Genomic DNA, 22218 nt, shown 5'->3' with positions numbered 1-22218 from the left:
GCGGCGTCCGCTCCGTGCTGTAGAGGCTGACGCCCAGAAACCTAACAGCTTCCAGGGGCGCCGTGGGTGGAGAGCGGACAGACGGGAACAGTCGATGCACAAGCGTTGTCCAACTCGTCCCCCCACGGTTGGTAGATCCCTTATAAGCGGTCTCGCGCGAGTATCCCGATAAGTAAGTAGAAATACCCCAATCACTGCTAAGCCGGGCACGGATAATCTCGGGTGCGTGCACCCTCAGTACCCCGCTCACTGGGAGGCGGACGTCGTGCTGTCCGACGGCGGCACCGCCCATGTCCGCCCGATCAGGCCGGACGACGCCGGCATGCTGCGCTCCTTCTACTCACGCCTGTCCGCGGAGTCCATCTACTTCCGATACTTCGGTCCGCGCCCCCGGTTGACCGACAAGGACGTCGCATTCTTCACGAATGTCGACTACGACAACCGGGTCGCCCTGATAGCCACGATCGGCACGGAGATGGTGGCGGTCGTGCGGTACGACCGCGTACGGCCACGCGACCACGCCGAGGTGGCCTTCCTGGTCGAGGACGCCCACCAGGGCAGGGGAGTGGCCTCGGTGCTGATGGAGCACCTGCGGGCCGCCGCCCGCGAGCGCGGGATCAAGACGTTCATCGCCGACGTGCTGCCCGGCAACCACCGGATGACGGGCCTGTTCCGCCAGGCGGGATACACGGCGCAGAGCCAGTTCGAGGACGGCGTCGTCCGCATGACGCTCGACCTGTCGAGCACCGAGACGGCCCTGGAGGTGCGGCTGGCCCGCGAGCACCGCGCCGAGGCCCGCTCGATCGCCCGCCTGCTCACGCCGGAGTCGGTCGCGGTGATCGGCGCGAGCCGCGAACCGGGCGGCATCGGCCAGGCGGTGCTGCGCAACCTGCTCGCCGCCGACTTCACCGGGCCCGTCTACCCCGTCCACCGGCAGGTGCGGGCCGTGGCCGGCGTGCCGGCGCACCGCAGCGTGTCGGCGATCGACGGCGAGGTGGACCTCGCCGTGCTGGCCGTGCCCGCCGAGGGCGTGCTCGAACTGGTCGAGGAGTGCGCGCGGAAGGGCGTGAAGGGCCTGGTCGTCGTCTCCTCCGGGTTCGGCGAGACCGGTCCGGAGGGCCTCGCCCGCCAGGAGGAACTCGTCCGCATCGCCCGCGCGTACGGCATGCGGGTGGTGGGTCCCAACTGTCTCGGCATCGCCAACACCGACCCCGCCGTACGGCTCAACGCGACGCTCGCGGCGACCCTGCCGGGCCGGGGGAGGGTCGGCTTCTTCAGCCAGTCGGGCGCGCTCGGCACCGCGCTGCTGCAGCGGGTGGCGCAGCGCGGCATGGGCATCTCGACGTTCGTCTCGGCCGGCAACCGGGCCGACGTGTCCGGCAACGACCTGCTGCAGTACTGGGAGGAGGACCCGGCGACCGACGTGATCCTCCTTTATCTGGAGTCCATCGGGAACCCGCGCAAGTTCACCCGGCTGGCCCGGCGGATCTCCCGGTCCAAGCCGATCGTGGTGGTCAGGTCGCGGGGGGTGCCCGGGGGGCACGCCGCGCCGGTGCTGGCCCTGCCCGACACCGCGCTGAGCTCGCTGTTCGCGCAGGCGGGGGTCATCCGGGTCGACGACCTCGTCCAGCTCTTCGACGTCGCCCAGTTGCTGGCGCACCAGCCCCTGCCGGCCGGGCCGCGGGTGGGCGTCGTCGGCAACTCCGACGCCCTCACGCTGCTGGCCGAGGAGGCGTGCGCGGGCGCGGGCCTGGAGCCCCGCCCGCCGGTGAACCTCGGTGCCCGGGCCGGCGCCGCCGAGTTCGCCGCGGCGCTGCGGAGCGTGCTGCCCGAGGTGGACGCCGCCGTCGCGATCTACATGCCGCCGATCCCGGGCGACTGCCGCGAGGTCGCCGGGGCGCTGCTCGACGCCGCGCGGGAGTCGGGCAAACCCGTGCTCGCCACCTTCCAGGGTCGGCTGGGCATGCCGGACGAACTGCGCGTCCCGGGCGCTCCCGGCGACGAGGCCCCCGGGCGGGGGTCGATCCCGTCGTACCAGGCCCCGGAGGAGGCGGTCCGCGCGCTGGCCCACGTGGTGCGGTACGCCCACTGGCGCCGGGAGCCCCTCGGCCTGGTGCCGCAGGTGGACGGGATCGACCCGGACGCGGCGCGGCGGATCGTCGCCGACGCGCTCGCCGGAGAGACGGCCGGGGATGCCGTGGACGCCGTGGACGCCGTGGACGCGGCCGGGGACGGCGAGGCCGAGCGGGAGATCGACGCGACCGCGCTGCTGGCCTGCTACGGCATCGAGGTGTGGCCGGCGTACGTCGCGGGCGACGCGGAGGAGGCCGTCGCCCTCGCCGAGCGCGTCGGCCCGCCCGTGGTGATCAGGTCGGCCGACCCGGAACACGTCCGCCGCGCGGGCGCCGTCCGCGTCGGTCTCACCGACGCCGCCGGGGCCCGGCAGGCGTACGCCGGTCTGGCCGCGCTGCTCGGGCCCGGCACCCCGCTCGCGGTGCAGCGCATGGCTCCGCAGCCCGCGGTGCCGGCCGTCGTCGGGGTGACGCAGGATCGGTACTTCGGCGCGGTCGTCACGTTCGGCCTCGGCGAGGTCACCGCCCGGCTGCTCGGCGACCAGGCGCACCGCCTCGCGCCCCTCTCGGTGGAGGACGCGGCGGCGCTGGTGCGGTCGGTGCGCGCCGCGCCGCTGCTGTTCGGCGAGTACGGCTACCAGCCGGTGGCGGTGGAGGCGCTGGAGGACCTGCTGGTGCGGGTGGGGTCGCTGGCCGACGCGCTGCCGGAGGTCGTGCGGATGGACCTCGACCCGGTGCTGGCGGGCGCGTCCGGCGCGGTGGTGCTGGGCGCCCGCGCCGTCCTGCGGCCCGTCACCACGCTGCGCCCCGACGCCGGCCCCCGCCGCCTGCGCTGACGTGGCGAGCGCTCAGGAGCACGGCGGGCCACTGACGTACTCCCCTGCGGGAAGGGCGCGGGAAAGCGGGGCCCGGAGGGCGTGCGGCGCGGCGCGGACGGAAAACCCGTCCCGCCGGGGTGTGAAACAGGTGTCCCTTACAGGGCAGGATGGACCCATGAGGGAAACCCGAGTCTCCGCCGCGGGCTTGCGCGAGGCCATAGATCGCAGCGGCTACTACCCGGATCTGGTGGCCGACGCCGTCGACTCCGCACTCGGCAGCGAGCAGGTGACGGCGTACGTCGTGCACCACGAGGCGACGTTCGACCCGGCGATGGAGGTGCGCAGGCACGTCACGGTGCTGGTCCTGTCACCCACCCGGCTGCTGGTCTGCCACACCGACGAGCATCCGCCGGCGGAGGGCATGCCCGCCTCGCATGCCTCCACCACCACGGAGGCGGTGCGGCTCAGCCGCATCCAGTCGGTCGCCGTGACCAGAGTCGTGCCCGACCCCGCGTCGTACGCGCCGGGTACCTCCCCCACGGAGGTCACGCTGACGATCGGATGGGGCGCGATCTCACACGTCGACCTCGAACCGGCGACCTGTGGCGACGAGAACTGCGAGGCCGACCACGGCTACACCGGCGCGATCACCGCCGACGACCTGTCGCTGCGGGTCAGCGAGGCCGCCGACGGGCCGGAGGCCGTCAGCCATGTGCTGGCCTTCGCCAAGGCGCTGTCCGAGGCCACCATCTGAGAGGACCGTCTGAGAGGTCAACCGTCCAGGAGAACGCCGCCTGAGGAACGTCCCGTCACGCAGGGGAGCCGGCGGGCACTCCCCGACGCCGTCCCTCGTCCCGCCGGGAGGCAACGTGATCGATCCCCAGCTTCCAGCGGCGTCGCGCGGGACGTCCGGGGCGGCATCCGGCGGGGCGTCCGAGGCTTTCGGGGCCGTCGCCGAGGGGCCGCCGGCCGTGCCGTACGTGCCCGCGTACGGCACGGCCTCGCTCGCCGACCTGCCGGGCTCGATGCTCGCCTCCCTCGGCCTGTCCACGGACAACACGCTGGCGCTGGAGCCGGCCGCGCGGGTGTGCCTGTTCCTCGTGGACGGGCTCGGGGCCGAGATGCTGGCCGCCCATCCCGGAACGGCGCCGTTCCTGTCGGCCCACCTCCGCGGCACGCTCACGGCGGGCTTCCCGTCCTCCACCCCGACGAGCCTCGCCACGCTCGGCACCGGCGCGCCTCCGGGGGAGCACGGCATGGTGGGGATCCAGATGGCGGTGCCGGGGGAGGGCAGGCTGTTCAACTGCCTGCGCTGGACCGCGCCCGGCCTGCCCGTCGACCCCGACGTCTGGCAGCCCGCCGAGACCGTCTACCAGCGCATGGCCGCGGCGGGGGTGGATCCCGTCTACGTCGCGCCCGCCTCCTTCGACGGCACCGGACTCACCCGCGCGGTCTATCGGGGCATGCGCTACTGGGCGGCGGAGACCGCCGGCGAGCGTGTCGAGGCGGTGCGGCACGCGCTGCGGGAGACCTCCTACGTCACCGTCTACTACGGCGACGTCGACCGGGCCGGCCACGTCGGCGGCTGGGGCGGCGGCGCGTGGCTCGAACAGCTCGCCGTCGTCGACCGCATGGCCGAACGCATCGCGGAGTCCCTGCCGCCGGGAGCCGTCCTGTACGTCACGGCCGACCACGGCATGATCAATGCCACGGACAAGGTCGACGTGGACCTCCGTCCCGACCTGCGGGAAGGCGTGCTCATGCTCGGCGGCGAGGCCCGCGCCCGCCACGTCTACACGAGGCCGGGCGCGGCGGCGGGGGTCCTGGAGACCTGGCGCGAGGCGCTGCGCGGGCGCGCCTGGGTGGTGACCCGCGAAGAGGCCGCCGACACCGGCTGGTTCGGGCACCGCGTCCGACGCGAGTGGCTCGGCCGCATCGGCGACGTGCTGGCGGTGCCGTACGGCGAGTGCGTGATCGTGGCCTCGGCCGCCGAGCCGGTGGAGTCGTCCCTGACCGGCTACCACGGATCACTGACCCCGGCCGAGCAGAACGTGCCGCTCCTGGAGATCCGCCGCTGACCGGTCACCGATCGGTGAACCGCGCCGGGATCTCGCCTTCTCGAGAGCGGCTCGCCGGGGGTCAGGGGGTCGTGGTGAGGGGAAGGCCGCCCAGCAGGCGGTCACGCAGGGCGTCGCCGCGGATGCCGATCTCGGTGAGGTCGTCGGGGCCGGGGGCGCCGGTGACCAGCAGTTCGGGCGCGAGGAGGCGGCTGAGCGGGGCCTCGGGCGCCGGGTCGGCGAGACAGCCGATGGGAGCCGTGGACAGGTCGAGGTAGGCGGGGGCGAGGGTCCTGCCATGGAGGGTGCCGGCGACCAGGTCGGGGCAGAACTCGTTCCAGAAGATCGAGACGGTGGCGCGCAGGTCCCCGTGGATCATCACCAGCTTGTCGGTCATGTCGCCGACGAAGGTCTCAGCCGTCACGTGGCCGTGCACAACCAGCTTCGCGTCACCGGCCAGGTAGATGTTCCTCGCCCGCAGGTTCCCGAGGACGATCAGCGCGGCGGCCCCGTCGTCCACATCGGTGATGTTGCCGTCGACGACCAGGTCGCCGTCCACGACGTACCCGGTGGCCGCTTCGGGCGTGCCCTCCCGCCACGGCGTCCGCTCGTGCTCGTCGAGGGGGAGCCACCAGCTCGAAACCGCTGCCGCCCACCGGGCCCGTTCGCCTTCCCGCGGCAGACACAGGCGCCACGGCGCCGGGCGCGGCGCGGTCAGGGATCGGGCGTGACGGGACGGATGAGGCCGCTCTCGTACGCGAAGACCACCACCTGGGCGCGATCACGTAGCCCGAGCTTGACCAGCACGCGGCTCAGATGCGTCTTGACCGTCGCCTCGGCCAGATGCAACGCCGCCGCGACCTCGGCGTTGGACAGTCCGCGCGCCACCTGCACCAGCACCTCGTGCTCGCGCGCGGTCAGCCGCGCCAGCCGATCGGGGGCCGGGCGGTGGCGACGGCTTGGCACAATTGGCTGTGCCACCGTACCGGCCAGGAGGGGTCTCATGAGCGAGCGAGTCGGGGAAGAGCGGACCGGGGAGCAGCGGATCGGGGAGCACCGCGGCGGGGAGCACAGCCCGCTGATCACTCCCGAGGAACTCGCCGCGCTCGCCGGCGTCACGATTCTCGACGTCCGCTGGCGGCTCGGCGGGCCGCCCGGCATCGAGTCGTACCGTGAGGGGCACGTGCCCGGCGCGGTCTTCTGCGACCTGAACGCCGATCTCGCCGCCCCGCCCGGCCCGGCCGGGCGGCATCCGCTGCCCTCCCCCGAGGATTTCGGCGCGGCCATGCGCCGCCTCGGGGTGTCGGGCGCGCGCCCGGTGGTCGTGTACGACGACGCCGACTCGACGTCGGCCGCCCGGGCGTGGTGGACCCTGCGCTACTTCGGCCACGGCGATGTCCGCGTGCTGGACGGCGGCCTGCGGGCCTGGACCCGGGCCGGGCTTCCGGTCTCCAAGGAGGAGGGGCCGGTGACGCCGGGAGACTTCACCGCCCGGCCCGGCGGGATGCCGGTGCTCGACGCCGGGCAGGCGGCCGCGCTCGCGGCCGACGGCGTGCTGCTCGACGCGCGGGCGGCCGAGCGGTACCGGGGCGAGGTGGAGCCCGTCGACCCGGTCGCCGGTCACATCCCCGGCGCGGTAAGCGCCCCCACCTCCGAGAACGTCGAACCCGGCGGGCGGTTCCACAGCGGGTCGTTCCTCCGGGAGCGGTTCAACACGCTGGGGGCCGTCGAGGGCGTGCCCGTCGGGGCCTACTGCGGGTCGGGGGTGACGGCCGCGCACGAGGTGCTGGCACTGGAGATCGCCGGACTGCCCGCCGCCCTGTACGCCGGCTCGTGGTCCAACTGGGTGGCCGACCCCGGCAGGCGCGTCGCGACCGGCTGACCTCATCCCGGGCCGAGGCGGCCGTCGCCGAAGCAGACGAAACCCGGCACGGCCGTCTTCTCCGACGCCAGGGCCAGCGCCTCGGCGGGGGAGCGGCCGTCCGCCAGCAGCGTGTGGAGAAGCGTCATCAGCGCCGGGGCCTCGTCGTCGCGGACCGGCACGACTCCGGCGACCACGCACGCCGCGCCCCGGTCGAGGAAGGTCCCCGCGAGTCCCAGCACCGCGCCGTCCACCGGCGCGTGTGCCATCCCGGCGTCGCAGGCCGACAGGATGACGAGCCGGGGCATCCGGCGCGCGGTCAGCAGGTCGTACGCCATGAGCGGCCCGTCGTCCAGCGTGATGTGCGACAGCATGGGCCCGCGCGGGCTGAACAGGCCGTGGGCGGCGACGTGGAGCACGTCGGCCCGCTCCAGCGCGCGCAGCACCTCCGCCCTGGAGGCGCCGACGCGCCGCGCCCGCCGATGCGCGGCGGCGACCATCGCGGCCTCGGCGGCGGCATGGTCGAGCCCCGGGCCCGCCACCGACAGCACCAGCGGATCGCCGCCGGGCGGAGCGGGGGCCGGGGCGAACCATCGGGCGGCGTCCGCCGCGACCGACACCGGCCGTCCGCGCAACGAGGGAAGCAGCGGCCAGGGCAGCGTGCCCAGCGCACCGGTGGGCACGATCGTCACCGGCCCGGCCGCCCCCTGCCCCGGAGAGCCCGGAGAGCCCGGAGAGCCCGGAGAGCCCGGAGAGGCGAGCGTGCCGGGACCGCTCAGGAGCAGCCGGTCGAGGGCGGACAGTTCGAGGGCCACCGCCGCGTCGTCGGCGCCCGCCGGATGACCGGCGTCGCGCAGGACACGGCGGCGCAGACCGTACCGGATCCGCTTGGTCGCCTCCACCGCCGCCTGATAGGAGCCCAGGGCGCGCAGCGCGCACCCGCCGGCGCCGGCGGTGACGGCGAACAACTCGTCACCACGCCGCACCAGCTCGACGAGGAGCCCGGCCCCGGCAAGCCGGTCCCCGAGCAGAGGCACGGACAGAGGCACGGACGGGCGCGCGGGCTCGGGCCGGATCTCGCGCCGCGTCCCAGCCCGGGTCGCAGCACATGTCCCGGCTGGAATCTCGGGCGGGCGCTCCGAGCGGTTCTCAAGCGGCGGGAGCGGCGGCGGTGCGCCGCGCACGACTGCCCGCCACCGCTCCGACCACTCCAGCACGGCCCAGGCGTCGCCCGTGCGGCGGGCATGGTCGATGGCGATCTCCAGGCCGAACGAAGCGAGATCTTCGGCGGGCCGTGCGGCGTGGGCCCGCAGCTCCGCGTCCCGCTCAGGCGCGCGAACGTCCTCCGAAGCCGCGCCGCCCGCCGGCTGGGCGGTCCCTGCCTGTAGGGCCGTGTCGCCGCTGGTCTCGGCGTCCGCGCCGCTCCCCGGATGGGTGGCTTCGATGCCGCGGGCGGCGGCGGCCAGGGCTTGGGCCAGATCCCCGTCCAGGTGGTGCCGCAGGGCCACCGCGTGCCAGCGGACGAGTGGGCGCGTCGCGGTGGCGGCGGCGATCCGCAACTGCTCGCGGGCGCGGCCGAGCGCGCCCAGCCGTACGGCCGAGGCGGCGGCGGTGAGCCGCAGCGCCGAAGACGCCGCGGACCACCCGCAGGCAGCCAGTTCGTCGGCACAGGCCACCAGTTCGGCGATCAGGTCGTCGCCCGGTGCTTCCAGGGAGGCCGGTGCTTCCAGGGAGGCCGGTGTCTCCGGGGAGCCGGGCTCATCCTGGGCGCTGGGCGTTCCCGAGGTATTGGGCGTTTCCGGGGCGCCGGGAGTCGAGCCGCCCGCCGGACCGGTGAACCCGTCCCGTGGGCGGTCGGTCGTGCCCGCCAGGCGGGCCCGCAGGACGACCTCCGTGGCCAGCGGCAGCCAGGCGGTCCTGCCCTGCGCGGCCAGTTCCGCGTACGCGGTGCGCGCGGTCGCGCCGGCGAGCCGGGCGTCCCCGGAAAGAAGGGCGGTCTGGGCGAGCGACAGCCGCGCCTGGGGGATCGCCGCGTGCGCCTGCGCGGCCACCAGCTCGGGCACGGCCTGTTCGAGCAGCGCGCGTGCCTCGCCGGGTAGCCGGGCGGCCACGAGCGCCTCGGCGAAGTCCGTCCGCATCGCGGCGAGCCGCTCGGGAAAGCCGAACAACGTCTCCTCCGCCGCGCGGTACCGCGTGAAGGCCGCGGCGATGTCGCCCCGGCGGGCCGCCACGAACGGCAGGTTGCCCTCCGCCAGCATCACGAGATGGTCGAGGCCCGCGCACCTGGCGATCCGGGCGCATCGGGCCAGGTCGGCCTCGGCCCTTCCGTACCGCTCCAGGTAGGCGTGGGCGAGGCCGCGGTTGAGCAGCGCGCCCGCCTGGAAGCGGGGATCTTCGCCCAGCGGGCCGATCGCCCGGTCGCAGTGCCGCACGGCCTCCGCGTGCCGCCCGAGCAGCATCAGGGCGACCGACCGCTGCACGTCCAGCCTCGCGAGGTCGGTCCCCGTGAGGTGCCGCTCGGCGAGGCCGGCCAGGCGCAGCCCGCCCTCGGGATCGCCGAGCTGGGCCCGGACCGTGACGAGCGACATCCACGCCTGGGCCACCCGCCGCGGATGCTCCCGCGCCGCGTCGATCGCCTCTCGCAGGCGTTCCTCGGCCAGCTCCAGGTCGCCCAGCTCGCGGGCCGCCAGCGCCGACGCGCGCAGCGCCACCGAGGCCGCCTCGCCGTACGGCCCGCCCGCCTCCGCCCGCCGGGTCAGCTCCAGCACGGCCCGCGCCTCCGACAGGGCCCGCCGCGGATCGGTGCCCGAGAGCCGTACGGCCGCCTCGGCCCGGCCGACCAGCCGGTCGAGGGCTCGGTGAGGCTCATGGGAGGGGCCGGGGCGGGGGCACGGTCCCGAGGGGTCCGGCGGGTGGGCGGGCCGTCGCGACATCACGGGCGCACGCGGAGCCAGCGGGTGAAGACGGGCGGCCGGCCGGGTCGATGGCAGACCACGCTGACCCATCCGGGCGGCAGGCCCGTGACCGCGAAGTGCCCCGTCTCGGAGAGGACGCGGACCTTGCCGACGTGCGGGGTGCGCACCTCGATCCTGGCGTCCGGCCCGGGGGCGGGGGACACCTGCCCGGCCACCTCCATCCGCCCACCGGCGATGGTCGTCTCCAGGTCGATGACCAGGCCCGCCGCGCTGAACCTGCGTACGTGCGCCGGGGTGTCCCGGTCGTCCGCGGCGGCCGGCCGCCACGACTCGTCCCTCGCTCCGGCGGCGCCCGGCTCCCCGGCCGCGGCATCCGTGCCGGACGAGATGCCGGACGAGGTGCCGGACGCGGGGGAGGAGCGCGCTCCGGGCGGCGCGGCGAGGTCCACCGGCCCGGCGGGCACCCCTCCGGGCACGCGCAGGTGGAACACCGCCCGGGCCGCGGCCGAGACCCCCTCGGGCACGGGGTCGGCGCCCGCTCCCATGCGCAGGGCCGCGATCAGGTATTCCTCCCTCATCGGCGCTCCTCGTGCCTCGTCGTCCCGCTTCCACGTGGCCACCCTGCGGGGCCGGCCCGGTTCTCGCTCACCGAAGCCTCCGGAGGAAGCCCGCCTTCAGGGCCGGGAGGAATCCGGACCCCGCAAGGGGCGACCCGGCGAACAGCCTGGAGCGCCAAACGCTCATCACTGCCTGCTTTCGCTCACCGGCCAGGCAAGAAGATGGCACGATGCGAACATGCGTACGGCCTACAAGGTGCGGGTCTACCCCACGGCGGAACAGGCAGCGGTGCTGAACCGCACGTTCGGCTGCGTACGCCTGGTCTGGAACACGGTCCTGGCTTGGCGGCGGGCCCGCCACGCCGAGGGTGTGAAGACCTCCTACGCCCGGACCGACCGGTACCTGACCGAGCTGAAACGCGACCCCGGGTTCGCGTTCCTGTATGAGGTCTCCAGTGTTCCGCTGCAGCAGGCGCTGCGGCACCAGTACAAGGCGTTCGTGAACTTTTTCGCCGGACGCGCCCGATACCCGCGTTTCAAGTCGCGGCGCGGCCGCCAGTCGGCGACCTACACCCGCTCGGCGTTCCGCTGGCGCGATGGGCGGCTGTACCTCGCGAAGATGGGCGACCCGATCGAGTTCGTATGGTCCTGGCCCGGCATCGACCCGGCCACGATCGACCCGGCCACGGTGATCGTCTCCCGAGACCCTGACGGCCGCTGGTACGCCTCCCTGGCCGTGGAAACCAGGGCGGGAACCAGCCCGGAAACCGGGGCGGAGATCGGAATGGAGACCGGGGCCGAGAGCGAGACTGGAGTCGGGCCGTGGCCCGCCACCGGCAGCTATATCGGGATCGACCTCGGCGTGAGCGACTTCGCCGTCCTGTCCACCGGTGAGAAGATCCCCAACCCGCGCCACCTGGAGCGTACAGTCCGTAACCTGGCCCGCTACCAGCGGCGCATGGCCCGAAAGGCCAAGGGATCGACCAACCGGGCCAAGGCCAGGGCGAAGGTCGCCCGCGCCCACACCAAGGTGCGTGACGCGCGCGCCGACTTCCTGCACAGAACCAGTGCCCGGCTGGTGCGCGACCACGATGTGATTGTGATCGAAGACCTCAACGTCAGGGGGATGGTCCGCAACCGCTTCCTGGCGCGGGTGATCTCGGATTGCGGGTGGGGTGAGTTCCGCCGCCAACTGGAGTACAAGACCGCCAAATACAACCGCTACCTGGTGGTGATCGACCGCTGGCATCCAAGCTCGAAGATGTGCAGCGCGTGTGGGCATCTGCTCGTCGCGCTGTTGCTTTCCGCCCGGCACTGGACGTGCCCGGGTTGCGGTACCCGGCACGACCGGGACATCAATGCCGCGAAGAACATCCTGGCCGCTGGTCGAGCGGTGTCTGCCTGTGGAGCTGATGTGAGTCATTCCGGGTCCCCTGGGTGCGGTCGGTTGTGAAGCAGGAAGCCCAGCCCGCGAGGGCGGGAATCCCCCGCCTTCAAGGCGGGGGAGGAAGTCAATCCGGTTCCTCCATCAGCGCGCGCAGGCGGGACATGCATCGGGCCCGGGTGGGCCCGATGCTGCCGACCGGCAGGTCGAGCCGGACCGCGATCTGGGCGTACCTCGCCTCGGGATGCAGCACGTAGAGGCGGATGAGCGAGCGGCAGGGCTCCCCGAGCAGGTCGAGCCGCCGCCACGCCTGCCTGCCGAAGTCGGCGTCGACCACGGCCGCCGTCGGGTCGGGCTGCGCCGTGTCCGGCACGTCCAGGTCGGCGACCACCTCACCACGGGCCCTGCGGCTGAGCCGGGCGGCCTCGTGCCGGGTGGTGGTGACGAGCCAGGCGCCGATCCGGGCCGGGTCGCGGATGGCGCCCGCGTTCTCCACGAGCCGGAGCCAGGCGCACTGCACCGCGTCGGCGGCGTCGGCGGCACTGAGCCCGAACGCCCGCGCGACCGCCCACATCCGGCCGTCGAACCGGGCGACCAGGTCCTCCCAGCCGGCCTGGTCGATGGTGGCGAACGAGTCGTCTGTCGGCATGTTGTCACTCTTCGCGCTCGGGGGAATGCGAATGGTGACCGAAACCCTATCGATCCCCGGTCATCACGACCACCCCGAGATCCCCGGCCCGCCGCCCGTCCCGCAGCAGGCGCCGTACGGCCTGATCGGGCGGAACCTCCCGGCACAGGCGGGCGACCGCGCCGGAGACCGCGGCGGCGGCGAAGGACGTGCCGCTCCAGGAGGCGTAGCCGTGGAAGTCGCGGTGTTCCAGGAAGCTGCTGACGAGCCCGACGCCGGGCGCCCACACGTCCACCCAGGGCCCGTACGCCGAGAAGGACGCGCGGTCGTCCCCGTCGAGCGCGCCGACCGCGACGACGCCTGGCAGGGCGGCGGGCCAGAAGGGGCGTGCGGAGGCCGTGTTGCCGGCGCAGGCGACGACGGCGGGGAAGGCGGCGAGCGCCTCGGCCAGCCCCAGGGGCGGCCCGTCGTCGAAGGTGTGCCCGCCGAAGGAGAGGTTGAGCACGTCGGCCGGCCCGCCGCGCAGCACGGAGAGGGCGCCCAGCAGCGCCGCCTCGTCGCTGACCCCGTCGCTGTCGAGGACGCGCAGGGCGCGCAGGCGCGCGCCGGGGGCGTGCCGCAGGATGAGCCCGGCCACGAACGTGCCGTGCCCGGCCTGCCGGTCGAGCACGCCGTCACCGTCGGCGTCGGGCGTCTCGGCGATGTCGGCGTGGTACCACCGCGCCAGCCAGGGATGCGGGGCCAGGCCCGTGTCGAGCACCGCGACGGTGACCTCGCAGGGCTCCCCCGGCTCGTACGGCGGAGGCGGCGCGGGGGAGGGCGCCCCGCCGGGCCCGCCGAAGAACAACGGCTGGCCCCACAGGACGTGGTTGGGGGAGGCGGCGTGCCCGCGGTCGCGCAGCGTGGCCGTCAGGTCGATCACGTCGGCGTCCGGCGCGAGCCGTACGCGGTGGACGCGGCCCGTCCCGCGGCCCGTCCTGAGGAGCGGCCCGGGGAGCGGTTCGGCGGCGAGCGCCCACCGGGCGACGGCGGCGGGGGCGGAGGTCAGCAGTTCGCCGGGGCGGATGAGGGCGGGGAGCCCGGGGACGGGCTCGATGAGCCGGGTGCGCATTCGCGGAGCCTTTCCGCGACCTTTCCGGGGAGATCGCGGAAGGTGTCATTCCCAATGCAAAGAGTTGCCAAGCACCATTCGGTATGACCCCCCTCTGGTGCCAGGCTGCGACGGACGGTAGTCTCTCCTACAGTCATCCAACCGTGATCATCTCAAACCGTGAGGCCGTTGGGGAAGGCGCACCTCATGCGAATTGGGAGGTCCGGTGGCTGCTGCTCGCGGCGTCCTGTACGTCCACTCGGCTCAGCCTGCGCTGTGCCCGCATATCGAGTGGGCCGTCGCAGGCGTTCTTGGCGTGCCCGTCGACCTGACGTGGACCGCCCAGCCCGCCGCGCCCGGGACCTTGCGGGCCCAGGCGGAGTGGGAGGGCCGTCCCGGCACCGCCGCGGCGATCACGTCGTCGCTCATGGGCTGGCAGCGCATCCGCTTCGAGATCACCGAAGACGCCTCGCCGGGCGTCGACGGATCCCGGCACGCCTACACGCCGACGCTTGGGGCCTTCACGGCCGTCGTCGGCGCGAACGGCGACATCCTGGTCCCCGAGGACCGGCTACGCAACGTCATGCTGATGGCGGCCCAGGGCCGGGTGGTCCTGGAGGACGAACTCGACCGCCTGCTCGGCAAGCAGTGGGACGAGGAGCTCGAGTCGTTCCGCTACGCGGGCGAGGGGGCCCCGGTCCGCTGGCTGCACGCCGCCGTCTGACCCCGCCGTCTGGCCCCGCGGAGACGCGGAAGCGCCGGTCCCCGTGATCGGGGGCCGGCGCTCACAAGAAGCGATCAGAGCGGGATGTTGCCGTGCGCGCCGCGGGCCGGGGTGGCCTGCGCGAGTACCCGGGCGATCGCGCCGCGCGTCTTGGCCGGCTCGATGACCTCGTCGACCACGCCGAGGTCGATGGCGCGCTGAAGGCCGCCCGCGGCCTTCTCGTGCTCCTCGGCCAGCCGGGCCTCCAGCGCGGCCCGCTCCTCCTCCGGCACGGCGGCGATCTCGCGCCGCTTGATGATCCGCACCGCCGCGACCGCGCCCATGACCGCCACCTCCATGGTCGGCCAGGCGAACACGCGGGTCGCGCCGAGCGAGCGGGAGTTCATCGCGATGTACGCCCCGCCGTACGCCTTGCGGGTGATCAGCGTGACGCGGGGCACGGACGCCTCGGCGAAGGCGTGCAGCAGCTTCGCGCCGCGCCGGACGACGCCGTCGTGCTCCTGTCCGACGCCGGGGAGGTAGCCCGGCACGTCCACCAGCACGATCAGAGGAACCCCGAAGGCATCGCACATCCGGACGAACCGGGCGGCTTTCTCGGCCGACGCGGAGTCGAGGCAGCCGCCGAGCCGCATGGGGTTGTTGGCGATGACACCGACGGTGCGGCCGCCGAGCCGGCCGAGGGTGGTCACGATGTTCGGCGCCCACTTGGGCTGAAGCTCCACGCCGGGCTCGTCGAGCAGGCCCTTGACCAGGGGATGGACGTCGTACGCGCGGCGCGGGTTCTCGGGGAGCACGGCACTGAAGTCGACCTCGTCCACCTCGCGCATCCGGCCCTGGTGACCGAGGAGGCCGGCGAGCTGGCGGGCCTTCAGCAGGGCCTCGGGCTCGTCCTTCGTGACGACGTGGACGACTCCGCTGCGCTTGCTGTGCGGCTCCGGGCCGCCCAGGGCGGCCATGTCGATCTGCTCGCCGGTGACGCTGCGGACGACGTCGGGCCCGGTGACGAAGATGCGGCCGTTGTCGGCCAGGATCACGATGTCGGTCAGGGCCGGTCCGTACGCGGCGCCGCCGGCCGCCGGGCCGACGACGACGGAGATCTGGGGCACGACGCCGGACGCCTTGGTCATGGCCGCGAACACCCGGCCCACGGCGTGCAGCGACTCCACGCCCTCGGCGAGGCGGGCGCCGCCGCAGTGCCAGACGCCGATGACCGGCACCCGCTCGCGGACGGCCACGTCGTAGGCGTGGACGATGTGCTCGCAGCCCTCCGCGCCCATGGCGCCGCCCTGGATGCGGGCGTCGCTGCAGAACGCCACGACCGGCACGCCGTCCACCCGTCCGGTCACGGCCAGCACGCCGCTCCCGTCCTCGGGGGTGATCCGCCGGATCGAGTCCTCGTCCAGCAGGTGACCGAGGCGCACCAGGGGGTCGCGAGAGTCGACGGCCGCCGCTTCGGCGGTCGCGGGCGCCGTCTCCCTGGCTGCCGCGGTCGCGCCGTCAGCCGTCGTCCTTCTGTCGGCCGTCGTCCCGCTGTCGAGCACAGTCATTCGAGACTCCCTTGTCAAACCGTCGTGAAGGCCACGGCGACGTTGTGGCCGCCGAACCCGAAGGAGTTGTTCACGGCTGCGATCTGCCCCTCGGGCAGGTCGCGCGGCTTGTCGCACACGATCTCGACGCCGATGCCGTCGTCCAGGTCGTCCACGTTGATCGTGGGGGGGATCAGCCGCTCGGCCAGCGTCTTGATCGTGAAGACCGACTCGATGCCGCCGGCGCCGCCGAGCAGATGCCCCGTCATCGACTTGGTCGAGGTGACGAGGACGTGCGAGCCGAACGACTTCTCGACCGCCTGGGCCTCGATCACGTCGCCCGCGGGGGTGGAGGTGGCGTGCGCGTTGACGTGCAGGATGTCGCGCCCGGTCAGCCCGGCGTCGGTCAGGGCCTGGGTCATCGCCGTGACGAGCCCCCGGCCCTCGGGCTCGGGCTGGGTGATGTGGTGGGAGTCGGCGGACAGGCCGAGGCCCGCCACCTCGGCGTAGATCCGGGCGCCGCGGGCCACCGCGTGCTCGTACGACTCCAGCACGACGAGGCCGGCGCCCTCACCGAGGACGAAGCCGTCACGGCCGCGGTCCCAGGGGCGGGAGGCCCGCTCGGGCTCGTCGTTCCGGGTCGACATGGCCCGGGCCGCCGCGAAGGCCGCCACGTTCAGCGGGTGGATCGCCGCCTCCGTGCCGCCCGCCACGACGATGTCCGCCCGCCCGGCGCGGATCATGTCCAGCGCGTACCCGATGGCTTCGGCGCCGGAGGCGCAGGCGGAGACGGTGGCGTGGACGCCGGCCCTGGCGCCCAGTTCGAGGCCCACCCAGGCCGCCGGGCCGTTGGGCATCAGCATGGGCACGGTGAACGGCGACAGCCGCTGCCAGCCCCGCTCCTTGAAGGTGTCGTAGGCCGACAGCGTCGTGCCGATGCCGCCGATGCCGCTGGAGACGCAGACCCCGAGCCGCTCGGCGGGCACCTCGGGGGCACCCGCGTCCTGCCATGCCTGGCGGGCGGCGATCAGCGCGAACTGCTCGCTGCGGTCGAGCCTGCGGGCCTCCGGCCGCGGCAGGACCTCGGCCGGATCGACGGCCGCCACACCGGCGAACTTCACCGGCACGGAGTCGACCCAGTCCTCGGTGAGCGGGCGGATGCCCGACCGCCCCTCGAGGAGCGCCGACCAGGTCGATGCGACGTCTCCACCGAGGGGCGTCGTCGCGCCGAGCCCGGTGACCACGACACGTACCCGGTCCTTACTCACTTCGTCTGCACTCCTCTTGCTGTTCGGGGCGTGAAGGGACCAGACATGCCCGGCCGCTCCCGGTGGCGCGGGCAGGGCACGTCCGGTGGTTCAGTTCTGGATGAAGCTGATGACGTCCTTGACGGTCTTCAGGTGCTTGAGCTGGTCGTCGGGGATCTCGACGCCGAACTCGTCCTGGGCCGCGACGGCGATCTCGACCATGGAGAGCGAGTCGATGTCGAGGTCGTCCACGAAGCTCTTCTCCGGGGTGACCTCCGCGGCCGGGATGCCGGTGATCTCGTTCACGATCTTGCCGACGCCCGCGAGGATCTCCTGCTCGGTCAGTGCCATGTCGCGACTTCTCCTTGTTGTGTTTTCCTGGTTCGTCTGGGTCGCCCCAGATCCGTACGGCGGGCCGTACGGGGTCTCTCAGGGGATCTCGATCACCTGGGAGGCGTAGGTGAGGCCGGCGCCGAAGCCCAGCAGCAGGGCCAGGCCGCCCGACGCGATCTCGCCGCGCTCGATCATGCGGGAGAGCGCGAGCGGGATGGACGCGGCCGAGGTGTTGCCGGCGAGCACGATGTCCTTGGCGACGACGGCGTTGCCGGCGCCGATCCTGCGGGCGATGGCCTCGACGATCCGCAGGTTCGCCTGGTGGGGGACGAAGGCGGCCAGGTCGGCGGGGTCCACGCCGGCACGCTCGCAGGCCAGCATGGCCACGGGGTGAAGGGTGGTCGTGGCCCAGCGGAACACCGCCTGACCCTCCTGGTGGAGGAAGGAGTTCCGGTCCTTGATCATGATCGCGTCGGCCTTGTCGCCGGCGCTGCCCCAGGCCACCGGGCCGATGCCCGGCCGGTCGGAGGGGCCGACGACGACGGCGCCCGCGCCGTCCGCGAAGATGACGGCGGTCGACCGGTCGTCGCGGTCGACCCACTGGCTGAGCTTCTCGCTGCCCACCACCAGCACGTTGGTCGCCGACCCCGTCCGTACGGCGTCGGACGCGGCGGCCAGGGCGTAGCAGAACCCGGCGCAGGCGGCGTTCAGGTCGTAGGCGCCGGGCGCGGTGATGCCCAGTCGGTGGGCGACGCGGCCGGCGGCGTTGGGGATGGGCGCCTCGGTCGTGCAGGTCGCCACGATCACCAGGTCGATGTCGTCGCTCGACAGGCCGCTGGCGGCCAGCGCCTTGCCGCCCGCCTGGACCGCGAGGTCGATCTCCGACTCCTGCGGCCCCGCGATTCGGCGCTCCTTGATCCCGACGCGGCTCTGGATCCACTCGTCGTTGGTGTCGAGCCGCGCGGCGAGGTCGTCGTTGGTGACGACCTGCGCGGGCTGGTAGCCGCCGAACGCGAGGATCCGCGCGGCGGGCGCGCCCTGGCCGAGTCTCATCCCAGCACCTCCCGGGCCGTGTCGAGGTCGGCGGGGGTCTTGAGCGCGACCGTCCGGACGCCGGGCATGGCGCGCTTGGCCAGGCCCGTCAGCGTGCCGCCGGGCAGCAGTTCGATCATGGTGGTGACCCCCCGCTCGGCCATCGTCGCCATGCAGGCGTCCCACCGAACGGGGCTGGCGACCTGGGTCACCAGCCGCTCCAGGAACTCGCCCCCGGCGGTGACCGCCGCGCCGTCGGCGTTGGACAGCAGCGTGACCGACGGTTCGGCGGGGGTGACGGTCGCGGCCTCGGCGCGCAGATGATCCACGGCGGAGGCCATGTGGACGGTGTGGAAGGCTCCGGCGACCGCCAGGGAGCGCACCCGCGCCCTGGCCGGCGGGTCGGCCGCGAACGCCTCCAAGCGCTCCAGCGTGCCTCCCGCGACGATCTGGCCCGCGCCGTTGATGTTCGCGGGGGTGAGGCCGTGCCTGTCCAGCGCGGCCAGGACCTCGTCCTCCGCGCCGCCGAGCACCGCGCTCAAGCCGGTCGCGGTGACGGCGGCGGCCTTGGCCATCGCCATCCCGCGCTCCCGCACCAGGGCGATGGCCTGCTCGGAGGTCAGCACCCCGGCGACCACGGCGGCGGCGAACTCGCCCACGCTGTGCCCGGCGACCAGGCCGGGCCGTACGCCCAGCGTCTCGAAGGCCGCCAGGGCCGCCGCCACCAGCAGCGGCTGGGCCACGGCGGTGTCACGGATCTCGTCGGCCCCGGCGGTCGTCCCGTACGACGCGAGATCGAGCCCCGCGATGTCGGACCACGCGGAGATTCGGTCCCGGAACGCGGGGATCTCAAGCCATGGACTGAGGAATCCTGGGGTTTGGGCGCCTTGGCCCGGAGCGACGATGACGAGCACGTACTCAACCCTGCCCTGTAGAGGTCCACCACACTGATGGAGATCCGAACGAACTTTGTGGAGGTGGCGTTGTGGGGTACCTACAGTTTCGGTGTCGAGATGATTAAGGAGCCCGGCTCAGGTTACGGACAGGCGACCGAGTATCAGACCAACCTGGAGGGTGAATGCGGACCTGCCCTCCGTCGGCTGGTATCCGGTCAGCTCCGTGATCTTCCGTAGACGGTACCGCACCGTGTTGGGGTGGACGAACAGCAGCCGCGCGGTCGCCTCCAGCGAGGTCCCCTGCTCCAGGTACGTCGCGAGGGTGTCGAGCAGCGGGGTGCCGGCCAGCGGCTTGTAGACGTTCTCCACGAGCTGGGCGCGGGCGTCCTCGTCGCCGTCCAGAGCGCGTTCGGCCAGCAGGTCCTCGGCGAGCACGGGCCGGGGCGCGTCGGGCCAGCCGGCCGCGGCGCGCAGCCCGGCGATGGCGGCGCGGGCCGACCTGGCCGCCGCGTGCAGGTCGGGCACCTCCGGCCCGATCACGACCGGCCCGGGCCCGAAGCGCGACACGACGCCGCGCGCCGCGTCCTTGACGCCGTCCGCCCCGCCCACGATCACGATGAGCCGGTCGCCCTGCACGCCGGCCAGCAGCTCGTGGCCGATCCGGCGGCCCTTGTCGCGCAGCCCGTCGATGACGCTCTGCGGGTCCTCGTCCGGGGCGAACCCCGCGAAGACGACGACCGGCGTGGAGGTCCAGCCGAGCGCGGCGGCCCACGAGTGCAGGCCGTCGTCGACCTGGCCGCGCACCAGCGCGTCCACGATCAGCGCCTCCAGCCGCGCGTCCCACGAGCCGCGCGCCTCCGCCTCCCTGGCGTACACCTGGGCGGCGGCGAAGGCGACGTCGCGCGTGTAGCGCAGCATGGCGTGCCGCAGCAGCTCCGCGCCGCCGGGCGCGGCCAGCTCCTCCACCTGCGCCTCGACGACCTCGACGACGATGCGGACGAGGTCGACGGTCTGCTGCAGCGAGACGCTGCGCTTCAGCTCGCGCGGCGCGGTGCCGAAGAACTCGATGCTCGGCGTCGGCCTGCCCTCGCCCGCGTGGCCGAACCACTCCACGAACGCCGCGATGCCGGCCTGCGCCACCAGCCCGACCCACGACCTGTCCTCCGCGGACAGCGCCCGGTACCAGGCGAGCCGCTCCTCCATCCGGGCCATCGCGGCGGTCCCCAGGCTGCCCATGGCGCGGTCGAGCCGCCGCGCCGTGTCCTCCCGGATCCGATCGCTCATCGGCACATCGTCTCCGGCCCTCCGGGTGACACCCTCGCTCTGCCTGTCCGTACGCACCTGTCCGCCGTTTCGCGCGCCCCGTTCGCTCACGTCCCCTAGCGTGCCAGGTCGCCGCGCGGAGCGCGCTCCCGGTCCCGTACGGCGCGTTGCGACGGCGTCGGCCGGCGGGGCGTCAGAGGACGGCGACCGCCGTGATGAGGCCGATGAAGAAGTGTGTCACCCCGAGGAGCACGGCGGCGGGCCGCAACGCGTCGTCGCGGACCAGCTCACGCACCGAGATCCCCGCGATCTTGTCGAAGGCGATCATGCCGAGCGTCTGCACGGCGATGCCGACCAGCCCGAACACGAGCGTCGCGAGCAGGCCCTCGCGCAGTTCGCCGCCCGACGACCAGATGGACGCCGCCACAACGAGCGCCACGCCGGCCACGCTGGAGGTGGCGAGCACGGTCGCGTTGGGGTTGCGGTCGGTGCGGATCACCGTGCTGAGCCTGCCGGGGGTCGCCAGGTCCACGACGTAGAACCCGGCGACGAGCAGCAGCACGCCGAGGACGGCGTACGAGACGATCGCCAGGGCGCCGTGGCCGAGCACACCGGCGAGAGAGGTGGTGGTGTTCACGGGGCCTTCGCTTTCAGCCGTGGATGCGATGGGGGACGAATGAGGACGTGTCGTCGGTGACGAGGCCGGAGGTCTCCCGGATGCCGAGCCCGGCCGCCTCGTCGTCGACCACCCAGGCCCCGAGCACCGGACGCCAGCCGCCGAAGTCCGGCAGCGGCCGGAACTCCTGGTGGACGAAGCCCTCGGCGCCGTAGTCGCCGCCGGTCTCCAGCTCGACTCCGGGCGCGGAGATCCGCATGGAAGCGCCCTCGCGGCCGAGCAGCGGCTTGCGCACGTAGCCCGGCCCGGCGGCCAGCTCACGGGGCCCGTCGAGATAGGCGGGCAGCAGGTTGGGATGGCCGGGGTAGAGCTCCCACAGGATCGCCAGCAGGGCCTTGTTGGACAGCAGCATCTTCCACAGCGGCTCGATCCACGTCATGGAGACCTGCTGCGCCAGGGCCTGCGGGGCGAACGGCTCGGCGACGAGCCACTCCCAGGGATACAGCTTGCACAGGGTGCGGATGACCCGGTGCTCCATGTCGACGAACCGGCGGTTGAGCGCGTCCCAGCCGATGTCCTCCATGGCGACCGCCGCGGTGGTCAGGCCGGCCTGCTCCGCGGTCTCCTGGAGATAGCCGACGGTCATCGCCTCCTCGCCCGTCTCGTCGGCGCTGGTCCACCCGAAGTGGACCGGGCCGGTCTGGAGCGTGAGGGACTTCCAGCGGTCGATCAGGCGCTCGTGGATCGAGTTCCACTGGTCGTCGCCGGGATGGGCGTCCTTCAGCCAGAACCACTGCACGACGGAGCTCTCGACGAGGCTGGTCGGGGTGTCGGCGTTGTACTCCAGCAGCTTGGCCGGTCCGGTGCCGTCGTAGCGGAGGTCGAAGCGGCCGAAGAGGTGCGGGTCGCGCCGCCGCCACGACTCGGCGACGGCCGTACGGCAGTGCGGGGGGATGCCGAGGTCGGCGTACCGGTCGTGGGTCACGACATGGTCGGCCGCCGCCAGGCACATCCGGTGCAGCTCCTCGACCTGGTCCTCCAGGCTGAGCACCTCGTCCAGCGTGAAGACGTAGTGGACGCCCTCGTCCCAGTAGGGCCGGGTGAGGCCCTCGGGGTGGGCGGACCGGTGGTAGGCCAGGCCCTGCGACTCGATGATCGCCGCCCAGTCCTCCCTGGGCGCCGAGGTCTGCCTGCGCACC

At 73.7% G+C, this 22218-nt stretch carries 19 protein-coding genes and 1 pseudogene; 6 read left to right on the top strand and 14 right to left on the bottom strand.

What is annotated here, in order from left to right; all coding sequences use genetic code 11:
• Positions 1–226: 226 nt before the first annotated feature.
• From OG344_RS32100 to OG344_RS32090, 3 genes are all read left to right on the top strand, one after another.
• Positions 227–2908, top strand: coding sequence for a GNAT family N-acetyltransferase (locus OG344_RS32100; RefSeq protein ID WP_405086296.1), 2682 nt, complete (start codon positions 227–229; stop codon positions 2906–2908).
• 157 nt (positions 2909–3065) lie between these two features.
• Entirely contained in the window at positions 3066–3644 is a 579-nt protein-coding gene (locus tag OG344_RS32095; RefSeq protein WP_327046950.1) for a DUF5998 family protein, read from the top strand.
• 115 nt (positions 3645–3759) lie between these two features.
• Positions 3760–4968: an alkaline phosphatase family protein gene (locus OG344_RS32090; protein ID WP_405086295.1), complete on the top strand. Its 1209-nt coding sequence runs from the start codon at positions 3760–3762 to the stop codon at positions 4966–4968.
• Between the two features lie 61 nt (positions 4969–5029).
• Here OG344_RS32090 and OG344_RS32085 read toward each other — a convergent pair whose 3' ends face one another.
• Positions 5030–5506 carry a hypothetical protein gene (locus OG344_RS32085; protein WP_405086294.1) on the bottom strand — a complete coding sequence of 159 codons (477 nt, stop codon included), beginning with the start codon at positions 5504–5506 and terminating at the stop codon, positions 5030–5032.
• A 155-nt stretch (positions 5507–5661) separates the two neighbouring features.
• Positions 5662–5883 (bottom strand): annotated as a pseudogene (locus tag OG344_RS32080) (response regulator transcription factor); the annotation flags it as partial.
• Between the two features lie 67 nt (positions 5884–5950).
• On the opposite strand from OG344_RS32080, the gene OG344_RS32075 reads away from it, so the two are divergent.
• Entirely contained in the window at positions 5951–6829 is an 879-nt protein-coding gene (locus tag OG344_RS32075; RefSeq protein ID WP_405086293.1) for a sulfurtransferase, read from the top strand.
• Between the two features lie 2 nt (positions 6830–6831).
• Here OG344_RS32075 and OG344_RS32070 read toward each other — a convergent pair whose 3' ends face one another.
• Both OG344_RS32070 and OG344_RS32065 read right to left on the bottom strand, forming a co-directional pair.
• Positions 6832–9741, bottom strand: a complete 2910-nt coding sequence (locus OG344_RS32070; RefSeq protein WP_405089215.1) for a CHAT domain-containing protein — start codon at positions 9739–9741, stop codon at positions 6832–6834.
• On the bottom strand, positions 9741–10301 hold the full coding sequence (locus OG344_RS32065; RefSeq protein WP_405086292.1) for a hypothetical protein: 561 nt from the start codon (positions 10299–10301) through the stop codon (positions 9741–9743). Before OG344_RS32065 ends, OG344_RS32070 begins: the two co-directional genes overlap by 1 nt.
• A 34-nt stretch (positions 10302–10335) precedes the next feature.
• Here OG344_RS32065 and OG344_RS32060 point away from each other — a divergent pair, with 34 nt between their 5' ends.
• Positions 10336–11733 carry an RNA-guided endonuclease InsQ/TnpB family protein gene (locus OG344_RS32060; protein WP_405086291.1) on the top strand — a complete coding sequence of 466 codons (1398 nt, stop codon included), beginning with the start codon at positions 10336–10338 and terminating at the stop codon, positions 11731–11733.
• A gap of 58 nt (positions 11734–11791) precedes the next feature.
• Here the strand turns inward: OG344_RS32060 and OG344_RS32055 are convergent, their stop codons facing one another.
• On the bottom strand, positions 11792–12313 hold the full coding sequence (locus OG344_RS32055) for an RNA polymerase sigma factor (protein WP_405086290.1): 522 nt from the start codon (positions 12311–12313) through the stop codon (positions 11792–11794).
• Between the two features lie 46 nt (positions 12314–12359).
• Complete coding sequence (locus OG344_RS32050; protein ID WP_405086289.1) at positions 12360–13403, bottom strand: S8 family peptidase; 1044 nt, start codon at positions 13401–13403, stop codon at positions 12360–12362.
• A gap of 205 nt (positions 13404–13608) precedes the next feature.
• Between OG344_RS32050 and OG344_RS32045 the strand changes: the two genes are divergently transcribed.
• A complete protein-coding gene (locus OG344_RS32045; protein WP_036404524.1) occupies positions 13609–14106 on the top strand; it encodes a DUF3145 domain-containing protein in 498 nt (165 codons plus the stop codon).
• A gap of 74 nt (positions 14107–14180) precedes the next feature.
• Here OG344_RS32045 and OG344_RS32040 read toward each other — a convergent pair whose 3' ends face one another.
• From OG344_RS32040 to OG344_RS32005, 8 genes are all read right to left on the bottom strand, one after another.
• Positions 14181–15653: a carboxyl transferase domain-containing protein gene (locus OG344_RS32040; RefSeq protein WP_327046943.1), complete on the bottom strand. Its 1473-nt coding sequence runs from the start codon at positions 15651–15653 to the stop codon at positions 14181–14183.
• Between the two features lie 14 nt (positions 15654–15667).
• A complete protein-coding gene (gene fabF / locus OG344_RS32035; RefSeq protein WP_327046942.1) occupies positions 15668–16900 on the bottom strand; it encodes a beta-ketoacyl-ACP synthase II in 1233 nt (410 codons plus the stop codon).
• 90 nt (positions 16901–16990) lie between these two features.
• Positions 16991–17230 (bottom strand): acyl carrier protein, encoded by a 240-nt coding sequence (locus OG344_RS32030; protein ID WP_405086288.1) that lies wholly within the window; start codon positions 17228–17230, stop codon positions 16991–16993.
• Between the two features lie 78 nt (positions 17231–17308).
• A complete protein-coding gene (locus OG344_RS32025) occupies positions 17309–18265 on the bottom strand; it encodes a beta-ketoacyl-ACP synthase III (protein WP_327046940.1) in 957 nt (318 codons plus the stop codon).
• Positions 18262–19158 carry an ACP S-malonyltransferase gene (locus tag OG344_RS32020; RefSeq protein WP_405086287.1) on the bottom strand — a complete coding sequence of 299 codons (897 nt, stop codon included), beginning with the start codon at positions 19156–19158 and terminating at the stop codon, positions 18262–18264. The genes OG344_RS32025 and OG344_RS32020 overlap by 4 nt, the downstream gene beginning before the upstream one ends.
• Positions 19159–19275: 117 nt before the next feature.
• On the bottom strand, positions 19276–20424 hold the full coding sequence (locus OG344_RS32015; protein ID WP_405086286.1) for a PucR family transcriptional regulator: 1149 nt from the start codon (positions 20422–20424) through the stop codon (positions 19276–19278).
• Between the two features lie 172 nt (positions 20425–20596).
• Entirely contained in the window at positions 20597–21040 is a 444-nt protein-coding gene (locus OG344_RS32010; protein WP_405086285.1) for a DUF350 domain-containing protein, read from the bottom strand.
• A 13-nt stretch (positions 21041–21053) separates the two neighbouring features.
• A complete protein-coding gene (locus tag OG344_RS32005; RefSeq protein WP_405086284.1) occupies positions 21054–22217 on the bottom strand; it encodes a glutathionylspermidine synthase family protein in 1164 nt (387 codons plus the stop codon).
• Position 22218: the final 1 nt, after the last annotated feature.

The sequence above is a fragment of the Microbispora sp. NBC_01389 genome, assembly GCF_045040095.1.
Lineage (GTDB): Bacteria > Actinomycetota > Actinomycetes > Streptosporangiales > Streptosporangiaceae > Microbispora.
This window is presented reverse-complemented; position numbering and strand designations above follow the sequence as displayed.